This is a genomic window from Intrasporangium chromatireducens Q5-1, assembly GCF_000576575.1.
GTDB classification, from domain to species: Bacteria; Actinomycetota; Actinomycetes; order Actinomycetales; family Dermatophilaceae; genus Intrasporangium_A; species Intrasporangium_A chromatireducens.
On sequence record NZ_AWQS01000002.1, the window covers coordinates 15,834 to 32,210 of the forward strand.

The 16,377-nt window shown below is 71.5% G+C and carries 13 protein-coding genes; 10 read left to right on the top strand and 3 right to left on the bottom strand.

The window, feature by feature from the left end; all coding sequences use genetic code 11:
- Window positions 1–9: 9 nt before the first annotated feature.
- The gene (locus N864_RS00340; protein ID WP_034712028.1) at window positions 10–948 is read right to left on the bottom strand and encodes an aldo/keto reductase; all 939 of its coding nucleotides are present in this window, start codon (window positions 946–948) and stop codon (window positions 10–12) included.
- A gap of 117 nt (window positions 949–1,065) precedes the next feature.
- On the opposite strand from N864_RS00340, the gene N864_RS00345 reads away from it, so the two are divergent.
- Both N864_RS00345 and N864_RS00350 read left to right on the top strand, forming a co-directional pair.
- Window positions 1,066–2,124 (top strand): LLM class F420-dependent oxidoreductase, encoded by a 1,059-nt coding sequence (locus tag N864_RS00345; RefSeq protein WP_034712030.1) that lies wholly within the window; start codon window positions 1,066–1,068, stop codon window positions 2,122–2,124.
- A gap of 78 nt (window positions 2,125–2,202) precedes the next feature.
- Entirely contained in the window at window positions 2,203–3,063 is an 861-nt protein-coding gene (locus N864_RS00350; RefSeq protein ID WP_034712032.1) for an undecaprenyl-diphosphate phosphatase, read from the top strand.
- Between the two features lie 34 nt (window positions 3,064–3,097).
- Here the strand turns inward: N864_RS00350 and N864_RS00355 are convergent, their stop codons facing one another.
- Window positions 3,098–4,099, bottom strand: a complete 1,002-nt coding sequence (locus tag N864_RS00355) for a magnesium and cobalt transport protein CorA (protein ID WP_034712034.1) — start codon at window positions 4,097–4,099, stop codon at window positions 3,098–3,100.
- An 81-nt stretch (window positions 4,100–4,180) separates the two neighbouring features.
- Here N864_RS00355 and N864_RS00360 point away from each other — a divergent pair, with 81 nt between their 5' ends.
- The 4 genes from N864_RS00360 to mshC all read left to right on the top strand — a co-directional run bounded on the left by N864_RS00360 (window position 4,181) and on the right by mshC (window position 7,659).
- On the top strand, window positions 4,181–4,900 hold the full coding sequence (locus N864_RS00360) for an MSMEG_4193 family putative phosphomutase (protein ID WP_034712036.1): 720 nt from the start codon (window positions 4,181–4,183) through the stop codon (window positions 4,898–4,900).
- Window positions 4,901–4,910: 10 nt separating this feature from the next.
- Window positions 4,911–5,456 carry a DUF3090 domain-containing protein gene (locus N864_RS00365; RefSeq protein WP_034712037.1) on the top strand — a complete coding sequence of 182 codons (546 nt, stop codon included), beginning with the start codon at window positions 4,911–4,913 and terminating at the stop codon, window positions 5,454–5,456.
- Window positions 5,440–6,264 (top strand): SCO1664 family protein, encoded by an 825-nt coding sequence (locus N864_RS00370; protein ID WP_081793227.1) that lies wholly within the window; start codon window positions 5,440–5,442, stop codon window positions 6,262–6,264. Before N864_RS00365 ends, N864_RS00370 begins: the two co-directional genes overlap by 17 nt.
- Window positions 6,265–6,402: 138 nt before the next feature.
- The gene (gene mshC, locus N864_RS00375) at window positions 6,403–7,659 is read left to right on the top strand and encodes a cysteine--1-D-myo-inosityl 2-amino-2-deoxy-alpha-D-glucopyranoside ligase (protein ID WP_034712039.1); all 1,257 of its coding nucleotides are present in this window, start codon (window positions 6,403–6,405) and stop codon (window positions 7,657–7,659) included.
- Between the two features lie 184 nt (window positions 7,660–7,843).
- Here mshC and N864_RS00380 read toward each other — a convergent pair whose 3' ends face one another.
- Complete coding sequence (locus N864_RS00380) at window positions 7,844–8,695, bottom strand: PAC2 family protein (protein WP_034712042.1); 852 nt, start codon at window positions 8,693–8,695, stop codon at window positions 7,844–7,846.
- 239 nt (window positions 8,696–8,934) lie between these two features.
- Here N864_RS00380 and metH point away from each other — a divergent pair, with 239 nt between their 5' ends.
- The 4 genes from metH to N864_RS00400 are packed head-to-tail and all read left to right on the top strand — an operon-like array spanning window position 8,935 to window position 16,353.
- A complete protein-coding gene (gene metH / locus N864_RS00385; RefSeq protein ID WP_081793228.1) occupies window positions 8,935–12,720 on the top strand; it encodes a methionine synthase in 3,786 nt (1,261 codons plus the stop codon).
- A gap of 2 nt (window positions 12,721–12,722) precedes the next feature.
- Window positions 12,723–13,412 carry an HAD family hydrolase gene (locus N864_RS00390; protein WP_276203088.1) on the top strand — a complete coding sequence of 230 codons (690 nt, stop codon included), beginning with the start codon at window positions 12,723–12,725 and terminating at the stop codon, window positions 13,410–13,412.
- Between the two features lie 10 nt (window positions 13,413–13,422).
- Window positions 13,423–14,919 carry a CoA-acylating methylmalonate-semialdehyde dehydrogenase gene (locus N864_RS00395; RefSeq protein ID WP_034712046.1) on the top strand — a complete coding sequence of 499 codons (1,497 nt, stop codon included), beginning with the start codon at window positions 13,423–13,425 and terminating at the stop codon, window positions 14,917–14,919.
- A gap of 57 nt (window positions 14,920–14,976) precedes the next feature.
- Complete coding sequence (locus tag N864_RS00400; protein ID WP_205620830.1) at window positions 14,977–16,353, top strand: aspartate aminotransferase family protein; 1,377 nt, start codon at window positions 14,977–14,979, stop codon at window positions 16,351–16,353.
- Window positions 16,354–16,377: the final 24 nt, after the last annotated feature.

The window sequence follows — 16,377 nt, forward strand, 5'->3', positions numbered from 1 at the left end:
CCGTCGGGGTCAGCCCGACACGTCCTCGAGCGCGACCACGATCTGCTCCGGAAGGACGAGGTCCTGGCTGGCGAGGGCCGTGCGGAGCTGCCCGAGCGTGCGCACCCCGACGATCGGCGCCGTCACGCCGGGCCGGTCCCGCACCCAGGCGAGCGCAACCTCCGTCGGCGACACGTCCAGGCCCTTGGCCGCGATCACCACTCCCTCGGCGATCCGGGCGCTGCGCTCGTCGAGGAAGCGCTCAGCGAAGCGGGGGAAGTCGGCGGACGCCGCCCGCGACCCGGACGGGATGCCCCTGCGGTACTTCCCTGTCAGCACGCCACGAGCGAGAGGGGACCAGGCGAGCAGCCCGAAGCCCAGCGCAGCGGCAGCGGGCGCGATCTCGGACTCGGCTGAGCGGCATACGAGCGAGTACTCGACCTCGTTGGCCACCAACGGCACCCGGGCCTGCTCGAGGAGGCTCACCGCACGCGCGGACTGCCAGCCCGAGTAGTTCGAGACGCCGACATAGCGGGCGCGTCCGGTCGTGACGGCCCACTCGAGGGCCGACAGCGTCTCGGCGAGCGGGGTCTCGTCGGACCACGTGTGCGCCAGCCAGACGTCGACGTGGTCGGTGCCGAGCCGGGCGAGCGAGGCGTCGAGCTGGGTCATCAGCGCCCGTCGTGACACGTCGACGCGGCGTTGGCCGCCGGCACGGGAGATGCCGGCCTTTGTGCAGACCACGACGTCCTCGCGGCTGACCGTCTCGCGCAGGACCGTCCCGAGGATCGTCTCCGCCGCACCGCCTCCGTAGCCGAAGGCGGTGTCGATGAGCGTGCCCCCGCCGTCGACGAAGGCACGCACGTGCTCGGACGCCTCGTGGACGTCGACGGCGTTGCCCCACGTCATGGTGCCGAGGGCGAGGCTGGAGACGGAGAGCCCGGACTGGCCGAGCCGACGGTGTTGCATGAGACCGCACGGTAGTGGACGCGCCGTTGGGGCTGCGCCGAACCGGCGCTCCGGACCTCGCTCCTTCGTCGCTCGGGTCCGCACACCTTGGCTCAGCCGCCCGATACCCTCGGGCCCATGCGACTTGGCCTCAACCTCGGCTACTGGGGACCCGGCAGCGCCCCCACCGACCTCATCGAGAACGCCGTTCTCGCCGACCAGCTGGGCTTCGACAGCGTGTGGGCCGCGGAGGCGTACGGCTCCGACGCGGTCTCCGTCCTCGCCTGGGTCGGCGCCCGGACCGAGCGGGTCAAGCTCGGCAGCGCGGTGCTGCAGATCCCGGCGCGGACCCCCGCGATGACGGCGATGACGGCCGCCACCCTCGACACCCTCTCCGGCGGCCGGTTCCAGCTCGGCCTCGGCGTGTCGGGCCCGCAGGTCAGCGAGGGCTGGCACGGCGTGCGCTTCGAGGCGCCCTTGGCGCGCACCCGCGAGTACGTCGACATCGTCCGGATGGCGCTGGGCCGGCAGACCGTCGAGCACGAGGGCCGCTTCTGGAGCCTCCCGCTGCCGGACGGGCCGGGCAAGGCGCTGCGGCTCACGATCCGCGAGCACCGCCCCGACCTGCCGATCTACCTGGCCGCCGTCGGCCCGAAGAACCTCGAGCTGACCGGGGAGATCGCCGACGGGTGGCTCGCCATCTTCTTCAGCCCGGAGCACTCCGGTGACCTGCTCGCCGCGATCGAGAAGGGCCGTCGGGCGTCCGGGCGAGCCGCCACGGACGCCCCGCTGACCGGCTTCGACGTCGTGGCCACGGCCCCCGTCGTGCTGCACGACGACGTCGAGCGGGCCGCCGACGTGGTGCGGCCGTACTGCGCGCTCTACATCGGCGGGATGGGCTCCCGGGACAAGAACTTTTACAACCAGCTGGCCTGCCGCATGGGCTACGAGGAGGAGGCGGCCCGGATCCAGGACCTCTTCCTGGCCGGGCAGCACCGCGAGGCGGCCGCGGCCGTGCCGTTCGAGTTCATCGACGAGACCGCCCTCATCGGGCCGGCGGCCCGCGTCGCGCAGCGGATCGGCCGCTACGCCGACGCGGGGGTGACGACGCTCGCGCTGTCGCCGCAGGCAGCCAACGGCGAGGGCCAACGCGCCGTGCTGCGGGCGGTGGCCGAGATGGTGCCGGCCAGCGACTAGGCTTCCGGACTGGCCCGCCCGCTCACCCGTGCCGCGGCCGCCATCCACGACACCGACGACGGACCTGCGGAGTGACCTGTGTCTGACCTCAGCTACCTCGATGCGATCATCCTCGGCATCGTCGAGGGCCTGACGGAGTACCTGCCGGTCTCCTCGACCGGCCACCTGACGATCACCGAGAAGCTGCTCGGCCTGCAGGTCGACGACCCCGCGGTGACCGCCTACACCGCGATCATCCAGCTGGGCGCGATCCTCGCGACGCTGATCTACTTCCTCAAGGACATCGTCCGGTTCGCCGGAGCCTGGTTCCGGGGCCTCGGCAACGCGGAGGCCCGCCAGGACCCGGACTACGGGCTCGCGTGGGCCGTGATCATCGGCTCCATCCCGCTCGGCATCGTCGGCTACCTCGCCAAGGACCTCATCACCGGTGGCCTGCGCAGCCTGTGGGTCGTGGCCATTGCGCTCGTCCTCTGGTCGGTCGTCATGGTGGTCGCTGAACGGATGCACACCAGGTTCGACCGACGAGGAGTCGTGCGCGGTGAGGGCACCGTCACGCCGCTCGACGGCCTCGTCATCGGCCTGCTCCAGTGCTTCTCGCTCATCCCGGGTGTCTCACGCTCCGGTGCCACGATCTCGGCGGGCCTGGCCCGGGGGCTAGACCGGGTGACCGCGACGCGGCTCAGCTTCTTCCTCGCGATTCCGGCCCTCACGGCGGCCGGGCTGTTCGAAGCGGTGCAGGAGCGCCACCAGCTGGCCGCCTTCGGGGCCGGCCAGATGCTCGTCGGCCTCGTCATCGCCTTCGTCGTGGCCTACGCCTCGATCGCGTGGCTGCTGCGCTTCGTCGCGAGCAACAGCCTGCTCGCGTTCGTCTGGTACCGGGTGCTGCTCGGCGTCGTGCTCGCCGTCGTCCTCGGCGTCGGCTGGATGACCGCCACGTGACGTCCGCCGGCGGCGCTCGTGGGCGCCGCGCCGCTCAGAGCCAGCCGGACCGCTTGAACATCCGGTAGAGGCTGAAGCAGATCCCCGCCATGACGGCGAGCACGACGAAGTAGCCGAAGTAGACCTCCCGGCCGCCCACGTCGAGGCTCCACTCGAGCTCCGGGATGGTGTGGAAGTTCATCCCGTAGATGCCGGCGATGAGCGTCGGGACCGCCGCCATGGCGACCCACGCCGAGATCTTGCGCATGTCCTCGTTCTGCTTGACCGACACCCCGGCCAGGTGGGCGCTCAGCACGTCCGTCAGCAGCCGGTCGTAGGCGTCGACGTGGTCCCCGACCTGACGCAGGTGGTCCTCGATGTCGCGGAACTGGTGGCGCAGGTCCGTCTCCAGGGCGCGGCCCTGCCCGCGGGTCATGAACTCCTGCAGCGCCTCGGCGAGCGGCCCGTCCGCCCGGCGGAACTCCAGCACCTCGCGCTTGAGCCGGTAGATCACGTTGGCGTCGCCGCCCGCCGGGCTGCCGAAGACGTCCCGCTCGATCTCCTCGAGGTCCTGCTGGATCTCCCGGTCGACGCTCCGGTAGTTGTCGACGACGGAGTCCATCACGGCGTGCAGGACGCCCATGGTCTCGAAGCGCAGCCGGCCGGGGTCGTGCTCGAGCGCCTGCCGCACCCCGGCGAGCGGGTTGCCCTCGCCCCGGCGGACCGTCACGACGAACCGCTCGCCGATGAACAGCATCAGCTCGCCCGTCTCGATGTCGCTCGTCCGGTCGATGTAGCGCAGCGTCTTCAGCACGACGAAGAGGGACGACTCGTACTGCTCGATCTTGGCCCGCTGGTGGCCCTTGATCGCGTCCTCCACCGCGAGCGGGTGCAGGTGCAGCTGCCGGTTGACGAGGCCGAACTCCTCGTCGGTCGGGTCCTTCAGGCCGATCCAGAGGAAGCCGTCCTCGCCGTCGCTCAGACGCTCGAGCTCGTCATGCAGGTCGGCGCACGGGTGGCGGCGCCCGTCCCGGTAGATGGCCTGGTCCACGATCACACCCCCACCTCACCATGGATCGCGCCGCGCTGCGCGCAGTCCGTATGCCGCTCAGCCCGCCGGGGTGTCTACGCTGGCCGGGTGCCCACAGTCCTCTTCGTCCGTCATGGCCGGTCGAGCGCCAACACGGCCGGCACGCTCGCGGGGTGGATGCCGGGCGTGTTCCTCGACGAGACGGGGGAGGGGCAGGCCGACGAGGTCGGCAAACGCATCTCCGCCGCCGGGATCGACGTGAGACGCATCGTCAGCTCCCCCCTCGACCGGTGCGTGCAGACCGGCGACCGCATTGCCGCCGTCCTCGGGCCCGTCGGCCGCAGCGTCCACGAGGGGCTGGGGGAGTGCCGCTACGGGGCGTGGACGGGTCGTCCCCTCGCCGAGCTCGCCCGCGACGAGCTGTGGAAGGTCGTCCAGGACCGACCGAGCGAGGCCGCGTTCCCCAGCTCAGCGGCATACGAGGGGGAGTCGCTCGCGCAGATGCAGGCGCGCGCGCTCCGCGCGGTGCGCGAGACCGACGAGCGCGTCGCGAACGACCACGGCGCCCACGCGGTCTGGGTCGCCATCTCGCACGGCGACGTCATCAAGTCGATCCTCGCCCACGCGGTCGGCGCGCGCCTCGACGACTTCCAGCGGATCCAGGTCGACCCGGGCTCGGTCAGCGTCGTGCACTTCACGAGCCGTCGCCCGCTCGTCCTGCGGATCAACGACACCGGCGGCGACCTCAGCGGCCTGCGCCCGCCGGCTCCGACAGGTGGCCAGGAGGGCGACGCGGTCGTCGGCGGCGGCGCCGGCACCGTCGGATAGGGTCGAATCCATGACGCTGCACGAGTTCGACCCCGCGCTGCGTTTCGTCGCGGGGACCGTCGGTCCCGCGGGGCAGCGAGCCTTCTACCTGCAGGCGACGGACGGCTCGCAGCTCGTCACGGTGGGCGTGGAGAAGCAGCAGGTCGAGATCCTCGCCGACCGCGTCAACGACGTCCTCGACCAGCTCGCTCCGGCGGAGGCGGCCGAGCCCGGCCAGCCAGGCGGGGCGGCGGAGGACTCGGAGCCGCTCATCACGCCGTTCGACGAGGACTGGCGGGTGCAGACCCTCGCGCTGTCCTGGGACGACGACCGGCACCTGATCGTCATCGAGTGCCACGACCACGACCCCGACGACTTCCCCGACGACGACGCGGGCGCCGCGACCGGCCTCGACCGCAACACCCTCCGCGTGACGCTGGCACCGCCGGACGCCCGGGCCTTCGCCCGCCGCAGCACCGCCCTCGTCGCAGCCGGACGGCCCCCGTGCCCGTTCTGCGGCGGCCCGTTGGACGCCGGCGGGCACATCTGCCCCCGGGCCAATGGCTACAAGCGCTGAGGCCGGCGGTCACGGGCTGCCCCCGCAGGTCGAGCCTGACCTGACCGGCGAGCTGGAGGTCGTCGGCCGCATCTCGCAGTCCTCGAACATGGCACTGCTGTGCCGCCTCGCCGGCAGCGACCGGCACGTCATCTACAAGCCCGTCCGGGGCGAGCGGCCGCTGTGGGACTTCCCCGACGGCACCCTGGCGGGTCGCGAGGTGGCGGCCCACCTCGTGTCGCGGCTCGGTGGCTGGGACCTGGTCCCGCCGACGGTCCTCCGGGAGGGCCCGCTCGGGCCCGGCTCGGTGCAGTTGTGGATCGGGGACCCCTTCGACCCGGTCGCCGACGACGCCGTCGTCGACCTCGTGCCGGCGGGGCGGGTGCCACCGGGCTGGCTCGAGGTGTTCGATAGCGAGACCGCGAGCGGTCAGGACGTGACGGTCGTGCACGCGGACCTGCCGGACGTCCGGTCGCTGGCCGTGCTCGACGCGGTGATGAACAACTCGGACCGCAAGGGGTCGCACTGCCTGCGCGACGAGGCCGGCCGGTTGTGGGCCATCGACCACGGAGTGTGCTTCCACGCCTCGCCGAAGCTGCGCACCGTCCTCTGGGGCTGGGCCGGGGCGCCGCTGCCGGAGGGCGAGATCGATCGGCTGGGGCGGCTGCTCGATGCCCTCGACCAGGATGCCGTCGGCACCGCGCTCGAGGTGCTGCTGCCGGAGGACGACGTGGCCGCCCTCGCCCAGCGCACCCGTGCCCTGCTGCGCAGCCGGCGGCACCCGCTGCCGGCCCCCGGATGGCCCTCGGTGCCGTGGCCGCCGCTCTGACGCCCGCACGATCGACAGCACGACCCTCGCGATCGAGAGCACAGCTCTACCGAGGAAGGGATCACCCGTTCCAGGCCAGGCGGCAGACCGGCTCGAGCTGGGACAGGGCATGCGGCCACGGCAGATAGGCTGCCCCGCGTGAAGTCGTGGCCCATCCCGAGCATCCCGGACCTACCCGGCCGCGCGCCCCGCGTCGTCGTCCACGACACCGCCAGCGGCGCCAAGGTGCCGGCGGCTGCGGGCGAGAGGGCAACTCTCTACGTCTGTGGCATCACTCCGTATGACGCGACGCACATGGGACACGCCGCGACCTATGTCACCTTCGACCTGCTCGGGCGGGTGCTGCGCGACTCGGGCGTCGCGGTGACCTTCGTGCAGAACATCACCGACATCGACGACCCGCTGCTCGAGCGCGCCGAGCGCGACGGGATCGACTGGCGCGACCTCGCCGTGCGCGAGATCGACCTCTTCCGTGAGGACATGACGGCACTGGCCGTCATCCCTCCCGATGCCTACCTGGGCGCCGTGGAGAGCATCCCGAGCTTCGTCGGCCCGATCGAGACGCTTGTTGCCCGGGGTGCGGCCTATCCCGTGCCGGCGGACGACGCGCGCCTCGAGGGCGCGGTGGACTACTACTTCGACGTGACGAGCGACCCGTCCTTCGGGTCGGTCGGGCACTACGACGAGGCGACGATGCTCGCCCTCTCGGCCGAGCGCGGGGGCGACCCCGACCGCCCCGGCAAGCGCGGACCCCTCGACCCGCTCCTCTGGCGGGCGGCGCGGCTCAATGAGCCGGAGTGGGAGGGCGGCTCGCTCGGACCCGGGCGCCCCGGCTGGCACATCGAGTGCGCCTGCATCGCGCTCAACCGCCTCGGGATCCCGATCGACGTCCAGGGTGGTGGCACCGACCTGATCTTCCCGCACCACGAGATGAGCGCGTCACACGCCAAGGTGCTCGCCGAGACTCCCACCTTCGCCGGCGCCTACGTCCACCAGGGCATGGTTGGTCTCGACGGCGAGAAGATGAGCAAGTCGAAGGGCAACCTCGTCCTCGTGTCGGGACTGCGCCGGGCCGGCGTCGACCCGATGGCGATCCGCCTCGCGCTCCTCGACCACCACCACACCGAGGACTGGATGTGGACCGACGAGGGGCTCTCCCGCGCGGTGCAGCGCCTGGAGCGCTGGCGGCAGGCGCTGCTCGCGGACCGTGGACCGGACCCGGACCAGGCCATCGACGACGTCCGGGCTGCCCTCGCGGACGACCTCGACAGCCCACGGGCGCTCGCCGCCGTGGACCGGTGGGCCTGCCAGGCGCTGACCCGCGGTGGGGTCGACCCTGAGGCTCCGGGCCAGGTGCGGGCCGCCGTCGACGCCCTGCTCGGGATCCGGCTCTAGGCCGCTCTCTCCCAGCAGCGAAGCCCGCCGGGACCGGACCGTGGTCGAGTTCCGGTGGTGCCTGCGGGGTCGGTGCCCGCCGGGATCGGACCGTGGTCCACTCCTGGTGCCGCTCAGGGCACCCGCGACAGCGGCGGGGAGCCTGCGCCGGGGAGCCGGCTGAGCGGCATACGGAACTGCGGCGTCAGCGACCCGACTCGTCGTCGCGACCGCGCAGGTAGCGCTCGAACTCGCGCGCGATCGCGTCACCGCTCGCCTCCGGCAGCTCGGCGGTGTCCTGCGCCTCCTCGAGGGACTGGACGTACTCGGCCACCTCGTCGTCGGTCTGGGCCAGCTCGTCGACGCCTCGCTCCCAGGCCTGGGCGCTCTCCTCGAGGTCACCGTGCGAGACCCGCATGCCGAGCAGCGACTCGACCCGCTTGACCAGGCTGAGCGTCGCCTTCGGGGACGGCGCGGCACCGGCATAGTGGGGGACCGCCGCCCACGCGGACAGCGACGGCAGGTCGAGCTGGCCCGCCATGTGCGTCAACACCCCGACGATGCCGGTCGGCCCCTCGTAGCGGCTTGACTCGACGTCGTAGCGCTCTCGCACCGAGTCGTCCTCGGCCGTCGCCGTCACCGGGATGGGACGGGTGTGGGGCACCTCGGCGAGCAGGGCGCCGATCGTCACGATCGCCTCCACCCCGAGCTGGTCGGCCAGCTCGAGCAGCTCGACACAGAAGGCGCGCCACCGCATCGACGGCTCGATGCCCTGCACGAGCACCACGTCGTGGTCGAAACCGGTCCCGGTCGCAACAAGTATGCGGGTCGTCGGCCACGACAGCACCCGCGCGCCGTCCTCAGTGACGACGCGTGGCCGGTTCACCTGGAAGTCGTAGTAGTCCTCGGGGTCGAAGGCGGCGATGACCTCCGCGTCCCACACCTCGGCGAGATGACGCACCGTGGCGGTCGCCGCCTCCCCGGCGTCGTTCCACCCCTCGAAGGCCGCGATGAGGATCGGATCATGCAGCTCCGGAAGCTCCTCGAACTCGAGCACCTGGTCTCCTTGACGATGGTCGTGGCCGTGGTTCGCACCACGTCTCCAGCCTATGCCGGTACCCGCTGGTCCACCGGAGGTCGCCCCTCGTGTCCCCGCCGTGTCCTGCGGCGTCCCGGGACGTCCGGTGCCCGCCGCCCGGCCCGTGGTCCGACGCCGGGACGACGGCGCCGGTTTCGTAGAATCAGACGTTCCCCCGTTGTCATCCGCTGCCCCGGGCAGCGCAGAGAGGAGCTCCGTTGTCGGACTCCAGCCTGATCCGCCCCGACGCCAGTGCCGGCCTCACCGCGGCCCTGCGTGACCGCGTCCTCGTCCTCGACGGGGCGATGGGGACGATGATCCAGCGGGAGGGACTGGGGGAGCGGGACTGGCGCGGCGAGCGGTTCGCCGACTGGCCGGTCGACGTCAAGGGCAACAGCGACCTGCTCGTGCTGTCCCAGCCCGACCTGATCCGCTCGATCCACGAGCAGTACCTCGAGGCCGGCGCCGACATCCTCGAGACCAACACGTTCAGCGCGACCCGGATCGCCCAGGCCGACTTCCGCTCGGAGGAGCTGGCCTACGAGATCAACCGCGAGGCCGCCCGGCTCGCCCGCGAGGCCGCGGACACCTTCTCCACACCGGAGCGTCCGCGCTGGGTCGCCGGGGCGATCGGCCCGACGAACCGCACCGCCTCGATCTCGCCCGACGTCAACGACCCGGGGGCCCGCAACGTCTCCTACGACGAGCTCGTCGAGGCCTACCACGAGCAGGCCTCCGGGCTGCTCGACGGCGGCGCGGACCTGCTCCTCGTCGAGACGATCTTCGACACCCTCAACGCGAAGGCCGCCATCTTCGCCCTCGAGACGCTCTTCGAGGAGCGCGGCCGGCGCTGGCCGGTCGTCATCTCGGGCACGATCACCGACGCGTCCGGGCGGACCCTCTCCGGACAGGTGACCGAGGCGTTCTGGAACTCGGTGCGGCACGTCGCGCCGCTCGCGGTCGGGCTCAACTGCGCCCTCGGCGCCAAAGAGCTCCGGCCGTATGTCGCTGAGCTGGCCAGGTGCGCCGACACCTTCGTCTCGGCCTATCCGAACGCCGGTCTGCCAAATGCGTTCGGTGAGTACGACGAGGAGCCGGACACGATGGCGGACACCCTCGCGGAGTTCGCCGAGAGTGGCCTCGTGAACCTCGTCGGCGGGTGCTGCGGCACGACGCCCGCGCACATCGAGGCGATCGCCCGAGCGACGAAGGACGCGGCACCGCGGGTGCCGGACCGGCTCGCCCCCGCGATGCGGCTCTCGGGGCTCGAACCGCTGACGATCACCGAGGACAGCCTCTTCGTCAACATCGGGGAGCGCACCAACATCACCGGGTCCGCCCGCTTCCGCAAGCTGATCAAGGACGGCGACTACGACACCGCCCTGTCGGTCGCCGCTCAGCAGGTCGAGAACGGCGCGCAGGTCATCGACGTCAACATGGACGAGGGCATGATCGACGGCGTCGCGGCGATGGACCGGTTCCTCAAGCTGGTCGCGAGCGAACCGGACATCAGCCGGGTGCCGGTCATGGTCGACTCCTCCAAGTGGGAGGTGATCGAGGCCGGCCTGAAGTGCATCCAGGGCAAGCCGATCGTCAACTCCATCTCCATGAAGGAGGGGGAGGACGCGTTCGTCGAGCAGGCGCGCCTGGTCCGCAAGTACGGTGCGGCCGCGGTCGTCATGGCGTTCGACGAGCAGGGCCAGGCCGACACGGTGGAGCGGCGGATCGAGGTCTGCTCCCGGGCCTACCGGATCCTCACGGAGAACGTCGGGTTCCCGCCCGAGGACATCATCTTCGACCCCAACGTGTTCGCCGTCGCCACGGGCATCGAGGAGCACGCGTCCTACGGACGGGACTTCATCGAGGCGACTCGCTGGATCAAGCAGAACCTGCCCGGTGCCCGTGTCTCCGGCGGCATCTCCAACGTCTCGTTCTCGTTCCGGGGCAACAACCCGGTCCGGGAGGCGATCCACGCCGTCTTCCTCTACCACGCGATCGCGGCCGGCCTCGACATGGGGATCGTCAACGCGGGCGCACTGGCGGTCTACGACGAGGTCGACCCCGAGCTGCGCGAACGCATCGAGGACGTCATCCTCAACCGCCGCCCCGACGCCGCCGAGCGGCTGCTCGAGATCGCGGAGCGCTACAACGGAGCCGCTGCGGCGGAGGAGAAAGCCGACGAGGAGTGGCGTGGCCGCCCGGTCCGCGAGCGCATCACGCACGCGCTCGTCAAGGGTGTCGACACGCACGTCGAGGCGGACACCGAGGAGCTGCGTGCCGAGATCGAGGCCGCAGGCGGGCGGCCCATCGAGGTGATCGAGGGCCCCCTCATGGACGGCATGAACGTCGTCGGTGACCTCTTCGGCGCCGGGAAGATGTTCCTGCCGCAGGTCGTCAAGAGCGCCCGAGTGATGAAGAAGGCCGTGGCCTACCTGATCCCGTACATCGAGCAGGAGAAGGCGACCAACCCGGAGCTGGCCAAGCAGAAGGACACCAACGGCACGATCGTCATGGCGACCGTCAAGGGCGACGTGCACGACATCGGCAAGAACATCGTCGGAGTCGTCCTGTCGTGCAACAACTACGAGGTGATCGACCTCGGCGTCATGGTGCCGGCACAGAAGATCCTCGACGCCGCGCGCGAGCACGAGGCCGACCTCATCGGCCTGTCCGGGCTCATCACCCCGTCGCTCGACGAGATGGCGTCGTTCGCCGCGGAGATGCAGCGCGCCGGGCTCTCCATTCCGCTCCTCATCGGCGGTGCGACGACCTCGCGGGCGCACACGGCGGTCAAGATCGACGGCCGCTACGACGGGCCGGTCGTGTGGGTCAAGGACGCCTCCCGGTCGGTCCCCACCGCGGCGGCCCTCCTCAGTGACGAGCAGCGTCCAGCCCTGCTCGCCACGACGAAGACCGACTACGACGCGCTGCGGGCCCGGCACGCCGCCAAGCAGGACCGGCCGATGCTCTCCCTCGAGCAGGCGCGGGCGGCGCGGACCCCGATCGACTGGACCGACTACCAGCCGCCGCGACCGCGGCTGCTGTCCCAGCAGGAGCAGGGCCTCTCGCCAGTCACGGGCAGGCCGGGAACCAGCGAGCACATCCGGGTGTTCGAGGACTACCCCCTCGACGAGGTCCGGCAGTACATCGACTGGCAGCCCTTCTTCAACGCCTGGGAGATGAAGGGGTCGTTCCCGGACATCCTCAACAACCCGGCGAGCGGCCCAGCGGCCCGCAAGCTGTACGAGGACGCCCAGGCGATGCTCGACCGCGCCATCGGTGAGGGCTGGCTCCGGGCGAACGCGGTCATCGGGCTGTTCCCGGCCAACGCCGTCGGCGACGACATCGAGGTCTACCTCGACGAGGAGCGCACACAGCCGCACGTCGTGCTGCACAACCTGCGACAGCAGGGCCAGCACCGGGACGGCATCCCGAACCGCTCGCTGGGGGACTTCGTCGCGCCCAAGGAGACCGGCATCCGAGACTACGTCGGAGCCTTCGCCGTGACGGGCGGCCTCGGCGTCCAGGACCGGGTCGCGGCGTACCGCAAGGACCTCGACGACTACAACGCGATCCTGCTCGAAGCGGTGGCCGACCGGCTGGCCGAGGCCTTCGCCGAGCGCATGCACGAGCGGGTGCGCACGGAGTTCTGGGGCTATGCCCCCGACGAGCAGCTCAGCAACGAGCAGCTCATCAAGGAGCAGTACGTCGGGATCCGGCCGGCGCCGGGCTACCCCGCCTGCCCGGAGCACACCGAGAAGCGCACCCTCTGGCAGCTGCTGGACGTGCACGCCCACACCGGCATCGAGCTGACCGAGGGCATGGCAATGTGGCCGGGCGCGTCCGTGTCGGGCTGGTACTTCTCCCACCCGCAGTCGCAGTACTTCGTCGTGGGCCGGATCGGGCGCGACCAGGTCGTGGACTACGCCGAGCGCAAGGGCTGGACGCTGGCGCAGGCCGAGCGGTGGCTCTCGGCCAACCTCGCCTACGACCCGGAGGACTGACCGTGGACCGCAGGAACCTCCCGGCCGCGGTGCTGTGGGACATGGACGGCACCCTCGTCGACACCGAGCCATACTGGATGCGGGCCGAGCACGAGCTGGTCGAAGAGCACGGAGGAGTGTGGACACACGAGGACGCGCAGTCGCTGGTGGGGAACGCCCTCGAGGTGTCGGCCGGGATCATCCTGGAACGGACCGGCCTGTCACTCACCGTCGACCAGGTCGTGCACGCCCTCCTCGGCCGGGTCATCGAGCAGGTGCGGGTCGAGGTGCCGTGGCGACCCGGGGCACGCGAGCTGCTGCGCGACCTCAAGCGGGTCGGGGTGCCCTCGGTGCTCGTCACGATGTCGTGGCGCCCCCTCGCGGACACGGTGGTGGGCAACCTGCCGCACGGCGCGTTCCGCGGCATGGTGACCGGCGACCAGGTGCACCGCGGCAAGCCGGATCCGGAGCCCTACCTCACCGCCGCTCGGCTGCTCGACGTGCCCCCTGCGGCCTGCGTCGCCCTGGAGGACTCCCCAGCGGGCGTCCGGTCGGCCACCGCGGCCGGGGTGCCCACGGTCGCGATCCCGCACGTGGTGCCGGTCCCGGAGATGGCCGGAGCGGTCCAGGTCGAGACCCTGGCCGGCATCGGTCCGGCCGACCTGCTGCCCCTCGTCGAGAGAGCCGTTCCCACGGAGGCCTCCGCGCCGTAGGGTCGGCGGCATGAGCGCCATCACGTCGATCGACCACTGGATCTCCGGCTCACGCACGGCCGGCGCGTCAGGCCGCAGCGCACCCGTCTTCGACCCCGCTACGGGGCAGCAGACCGGTGCCGTGGCACTCGCGTCGGCCGGTGAGGTCGACGCCGCGGTCAAGAGCGCAGCCGCGGCGGCGCGGGAGTGGCGCACGAGCTCGCTGTCCACTCGCGCGGCGGTCCTCTTCGCGTTCCGGGAGCTGCTCCATGCGCACACCGACGAGCTCGCCGCCATCATCACCGCCGAGCACGGCAAGGTCCGCTCGGACGCAGCCGGCGAGGTCGCGCGCGGCCTCGAGAACGTCGAGTTCGCGACCGGCATCCCGGCGCTGCTCAAGGGCGGCTACTCGGAGCAGGCCTCGACAGGAGTCGACGTCTACAGCATCCGGCAGCCGCTCGGCGTCGTCGCCGGCATCACCCCGTTCAACTTCCCGGTGATGGTCCCGCTGTGGATGTGCGCGAACGCGATTGCGTGCGGCAACGCGTTCATCCTCAAGCCGAGCGAGAAGGACCCGTCGGCCGCACTGCGGCTCGCCGAGCTGTGGCAGCAGGCCGGCCTGCCGGACGGTGTCTTCACCGTCGTTCAGGGCGACCGCGAGGCCGTGGAGTCCCTCCTCGAGCACCCGGACGTCGCTGCCGTCAGCTTTGTCGGGTCCACCCCGATCGCCAAGCACATCTACGAACGGGCGACGGCTGCCGGCAAGCGCGTCCAGGCGCTCGGTGGCGCCAAGAACCATGCCCTCGTCCTCCCGGACGCCGACCTCGACCTCGCGGCCGACGCGATCGTGTCGGCTGCCTACGGCTCCGCCGGAGAGCGCTGTATGGCGCTGTCCGTGGCCGTCGCAGTGGGGGACGTCGGCGACGACCTCGTGTCGGCCCTCGCCAAGCGGCTGCCCGCACTGCGGATCGGTCCGGGCGCCGAGCCCGGCACCGACATGGGGCCGCTCGTCACACGTGAGCACCGCGACCGGGTGGCCGGCTACGTCGCGGAGGGCGCCGACGCCGGCGCCACGGTCGTCAGTGACGGCCGGACGGCGGACGTGCCAGCGGACGGGTTCTTCCTCGGCACCACCCTGCTCGACCACGTGACGCCCGACATGACGGTCTACCGGGACGAGATCTTCGGCCCGGTCCTGTCCGTCGTGCGCGTCGCGACCTTCGAGGAGGGTCTGGCCCTGGTCAATGCCAACCCCTACGCCAACGGCACGGCGATCTTCACGCGCGACGGGGGAGCGGCTCGCCGGTTCCGCAGTGAGGTCGAGGTCGGCATGGTGGGCATCAACGTGCCGATCCCCGTGCCGGTCGCCTACTACTCCTTCGGGGGCTGGAAGGACTCGCTCTTCGGCGACACGCACATGTACGGCCCCGAGGGGGTCAGCTTCTACACGCGCGGGAAGGTCGTCACCGAGCGGTGGCCCGACCCGGCGACGTCGAGCGTCGACCTCGGCTTCCCGCGCACCCGCTGAGGGCCCGGACACCAACCCACCCGAGCATCGAGGAAGGCAGGTCCTGACGTGACGGACATGCACAGCCACCACAGCACCGCCGAACGGATCGACGCCATGACCGCGGAGGAGGTGCGCTCGCTCGACCGGGCTCACGTGCTGCACTCCTGGTCCGCGCAGGACCTCATCGACCCGCTGCCGATCGCCGGTGCCGAGGGATCGTACTTCTGGGACTACAGCGGCAAGCGCTACCTCGACTTCAGCTCGCAGCTGGTCAACGTCAACATCGGCTACCAGCACCCGAAGGTCGTTGCCGCCATCCAGGAGCAGGCGGCCCGGCTCACGACCATCCAGCCGTCCTTCGCCAACGACGCACGCAGCCAGGCCGCCCGGCTCATCGCTGAGGTCGCGCCCAACGGGCTCGACACCGTCTTCTTCACCAACGGGGGTGCCGAGGCGATCGAGAACGCCGTCCGGATGGCGCGGCTGCACACCGGGCGGGGCAAGGTGCTCGCCGCGTACCGGAGCTACCACGGCGCCACCGCCGGCGCGATCACGCTGACCGGAGACCCGCGCCGTTGGGCCTCGGAGCCGAGCGCCCCCGGCGTGGTGCACTTCTGGGGGCCCTACCTCTACCGGTCGGCCTTCCACGCCGAGGACGAGGAGCAGGAGCGCGACCGAGCGCTGCAGCACCTGCGCGACACGCTGATGGTCGAGGGCCCGCACACGGTGGCGGCTATCCTGCTCGAGACCGTCGTCGGCACGAACGGGATTCTCGTCCCACCGGACGGCTACCTGCAGGGCGTCCGGGAGATCTGTGACGAGCACGGGATCCTCCTCATCGCCGACGAGGTGATGGCCGGGTTCGGCCGGTGCGGCGAGTGGTTCGCCGTGGACCGGTGGGGCGTGACGCCCGACCTCATCACCTTCGCCAAAGGGGTCAACTCCGGCTACGTGCCGCTCGGCGGGGTCGTCCTGTCGGATGCCGTCCGGGCGTCCTTCGCGACCACGCCGTATCCCGGCGGGCTCACCTACTCGGGCCACCCCCTGGCCTGTGCCTCCGCCGTCGCCTCCATCCAGGCCTTCCACGAGGAGGGCATCGTCGGGCACGCGCGCCGGCTCGGCGAGGAGGTCATCGGTCCGGGCCTGGCCAAGCTGGCAACCAGGCACGCCAGCGTCGGCGAGGTGCGCGGCCTGGGTGTCTTCTGGGCGATCGAGCTGGTCCGGGACCGGGCCACCCGTGAGCCCCTCGTGCCCTTCAACGCCGGCGGCGAGGCGGCCGCCCCCATGGTGGCGGTCGCCGCGGCGTGCAAGGAGCGCGGCCTCTGGCCCATGACGAACATGAACCGTGTGCACGTCGTCCCGCCGTGCACGACACGTCGCGACGAGGCCGAGGAGGGCCTGGCGATCCTCGACCAGGCCCTCGAGGTGGCAGACCGCTTCGTGGTCGGCTGAGTCGGCTCTCCGTCGCTGCGCCTG

Bases quoted from the DNA above. Each gene is read 5' to 3' on its own strand.
- N864_RS00340 (WP_034712028.1), bottom strand. From the start codon at position 948: ATGCAACACCGTCGGCTCGGCCAGTCCGGGCTCTCCGTCTCCAGCCTC.
- N864_RS00345 (WP_034712030.1), top strand. From the start codon at position 1,066: ATGCGACTTGGCCTCAACCTCGGCTACTGGGGACCCGGCAGCGCCCCC.
- N864_RS00365 (WP_034712037.1), top strand. From the start codon at position 4,911: ATGACGCTGCACGAGTTCGACCCCGCGCTGCGTTTCGTCGCGGGGACC.
- N864_RS00370 (WP_081793227.1), top strand. From the start codon at position 5,440: ATGGCTACAAGCGCTGAGGCCGGCGGTCACGGGCTGCCCCCGCAGGTC.
- N864_RS00395 (WP_034712046.1), top strand. From the start codon at position 13,423: ATGAGCGCCATCACGTCGATCGACCACTGGATCTCCGGCTCACGCACG.
- N864_RS00400 (WP_205620830.1), top strand. From the start codon at position 14,977: ATGCACAGCCACCACAGCACCGCCGAACGGATCGACGCCATGACCGCG.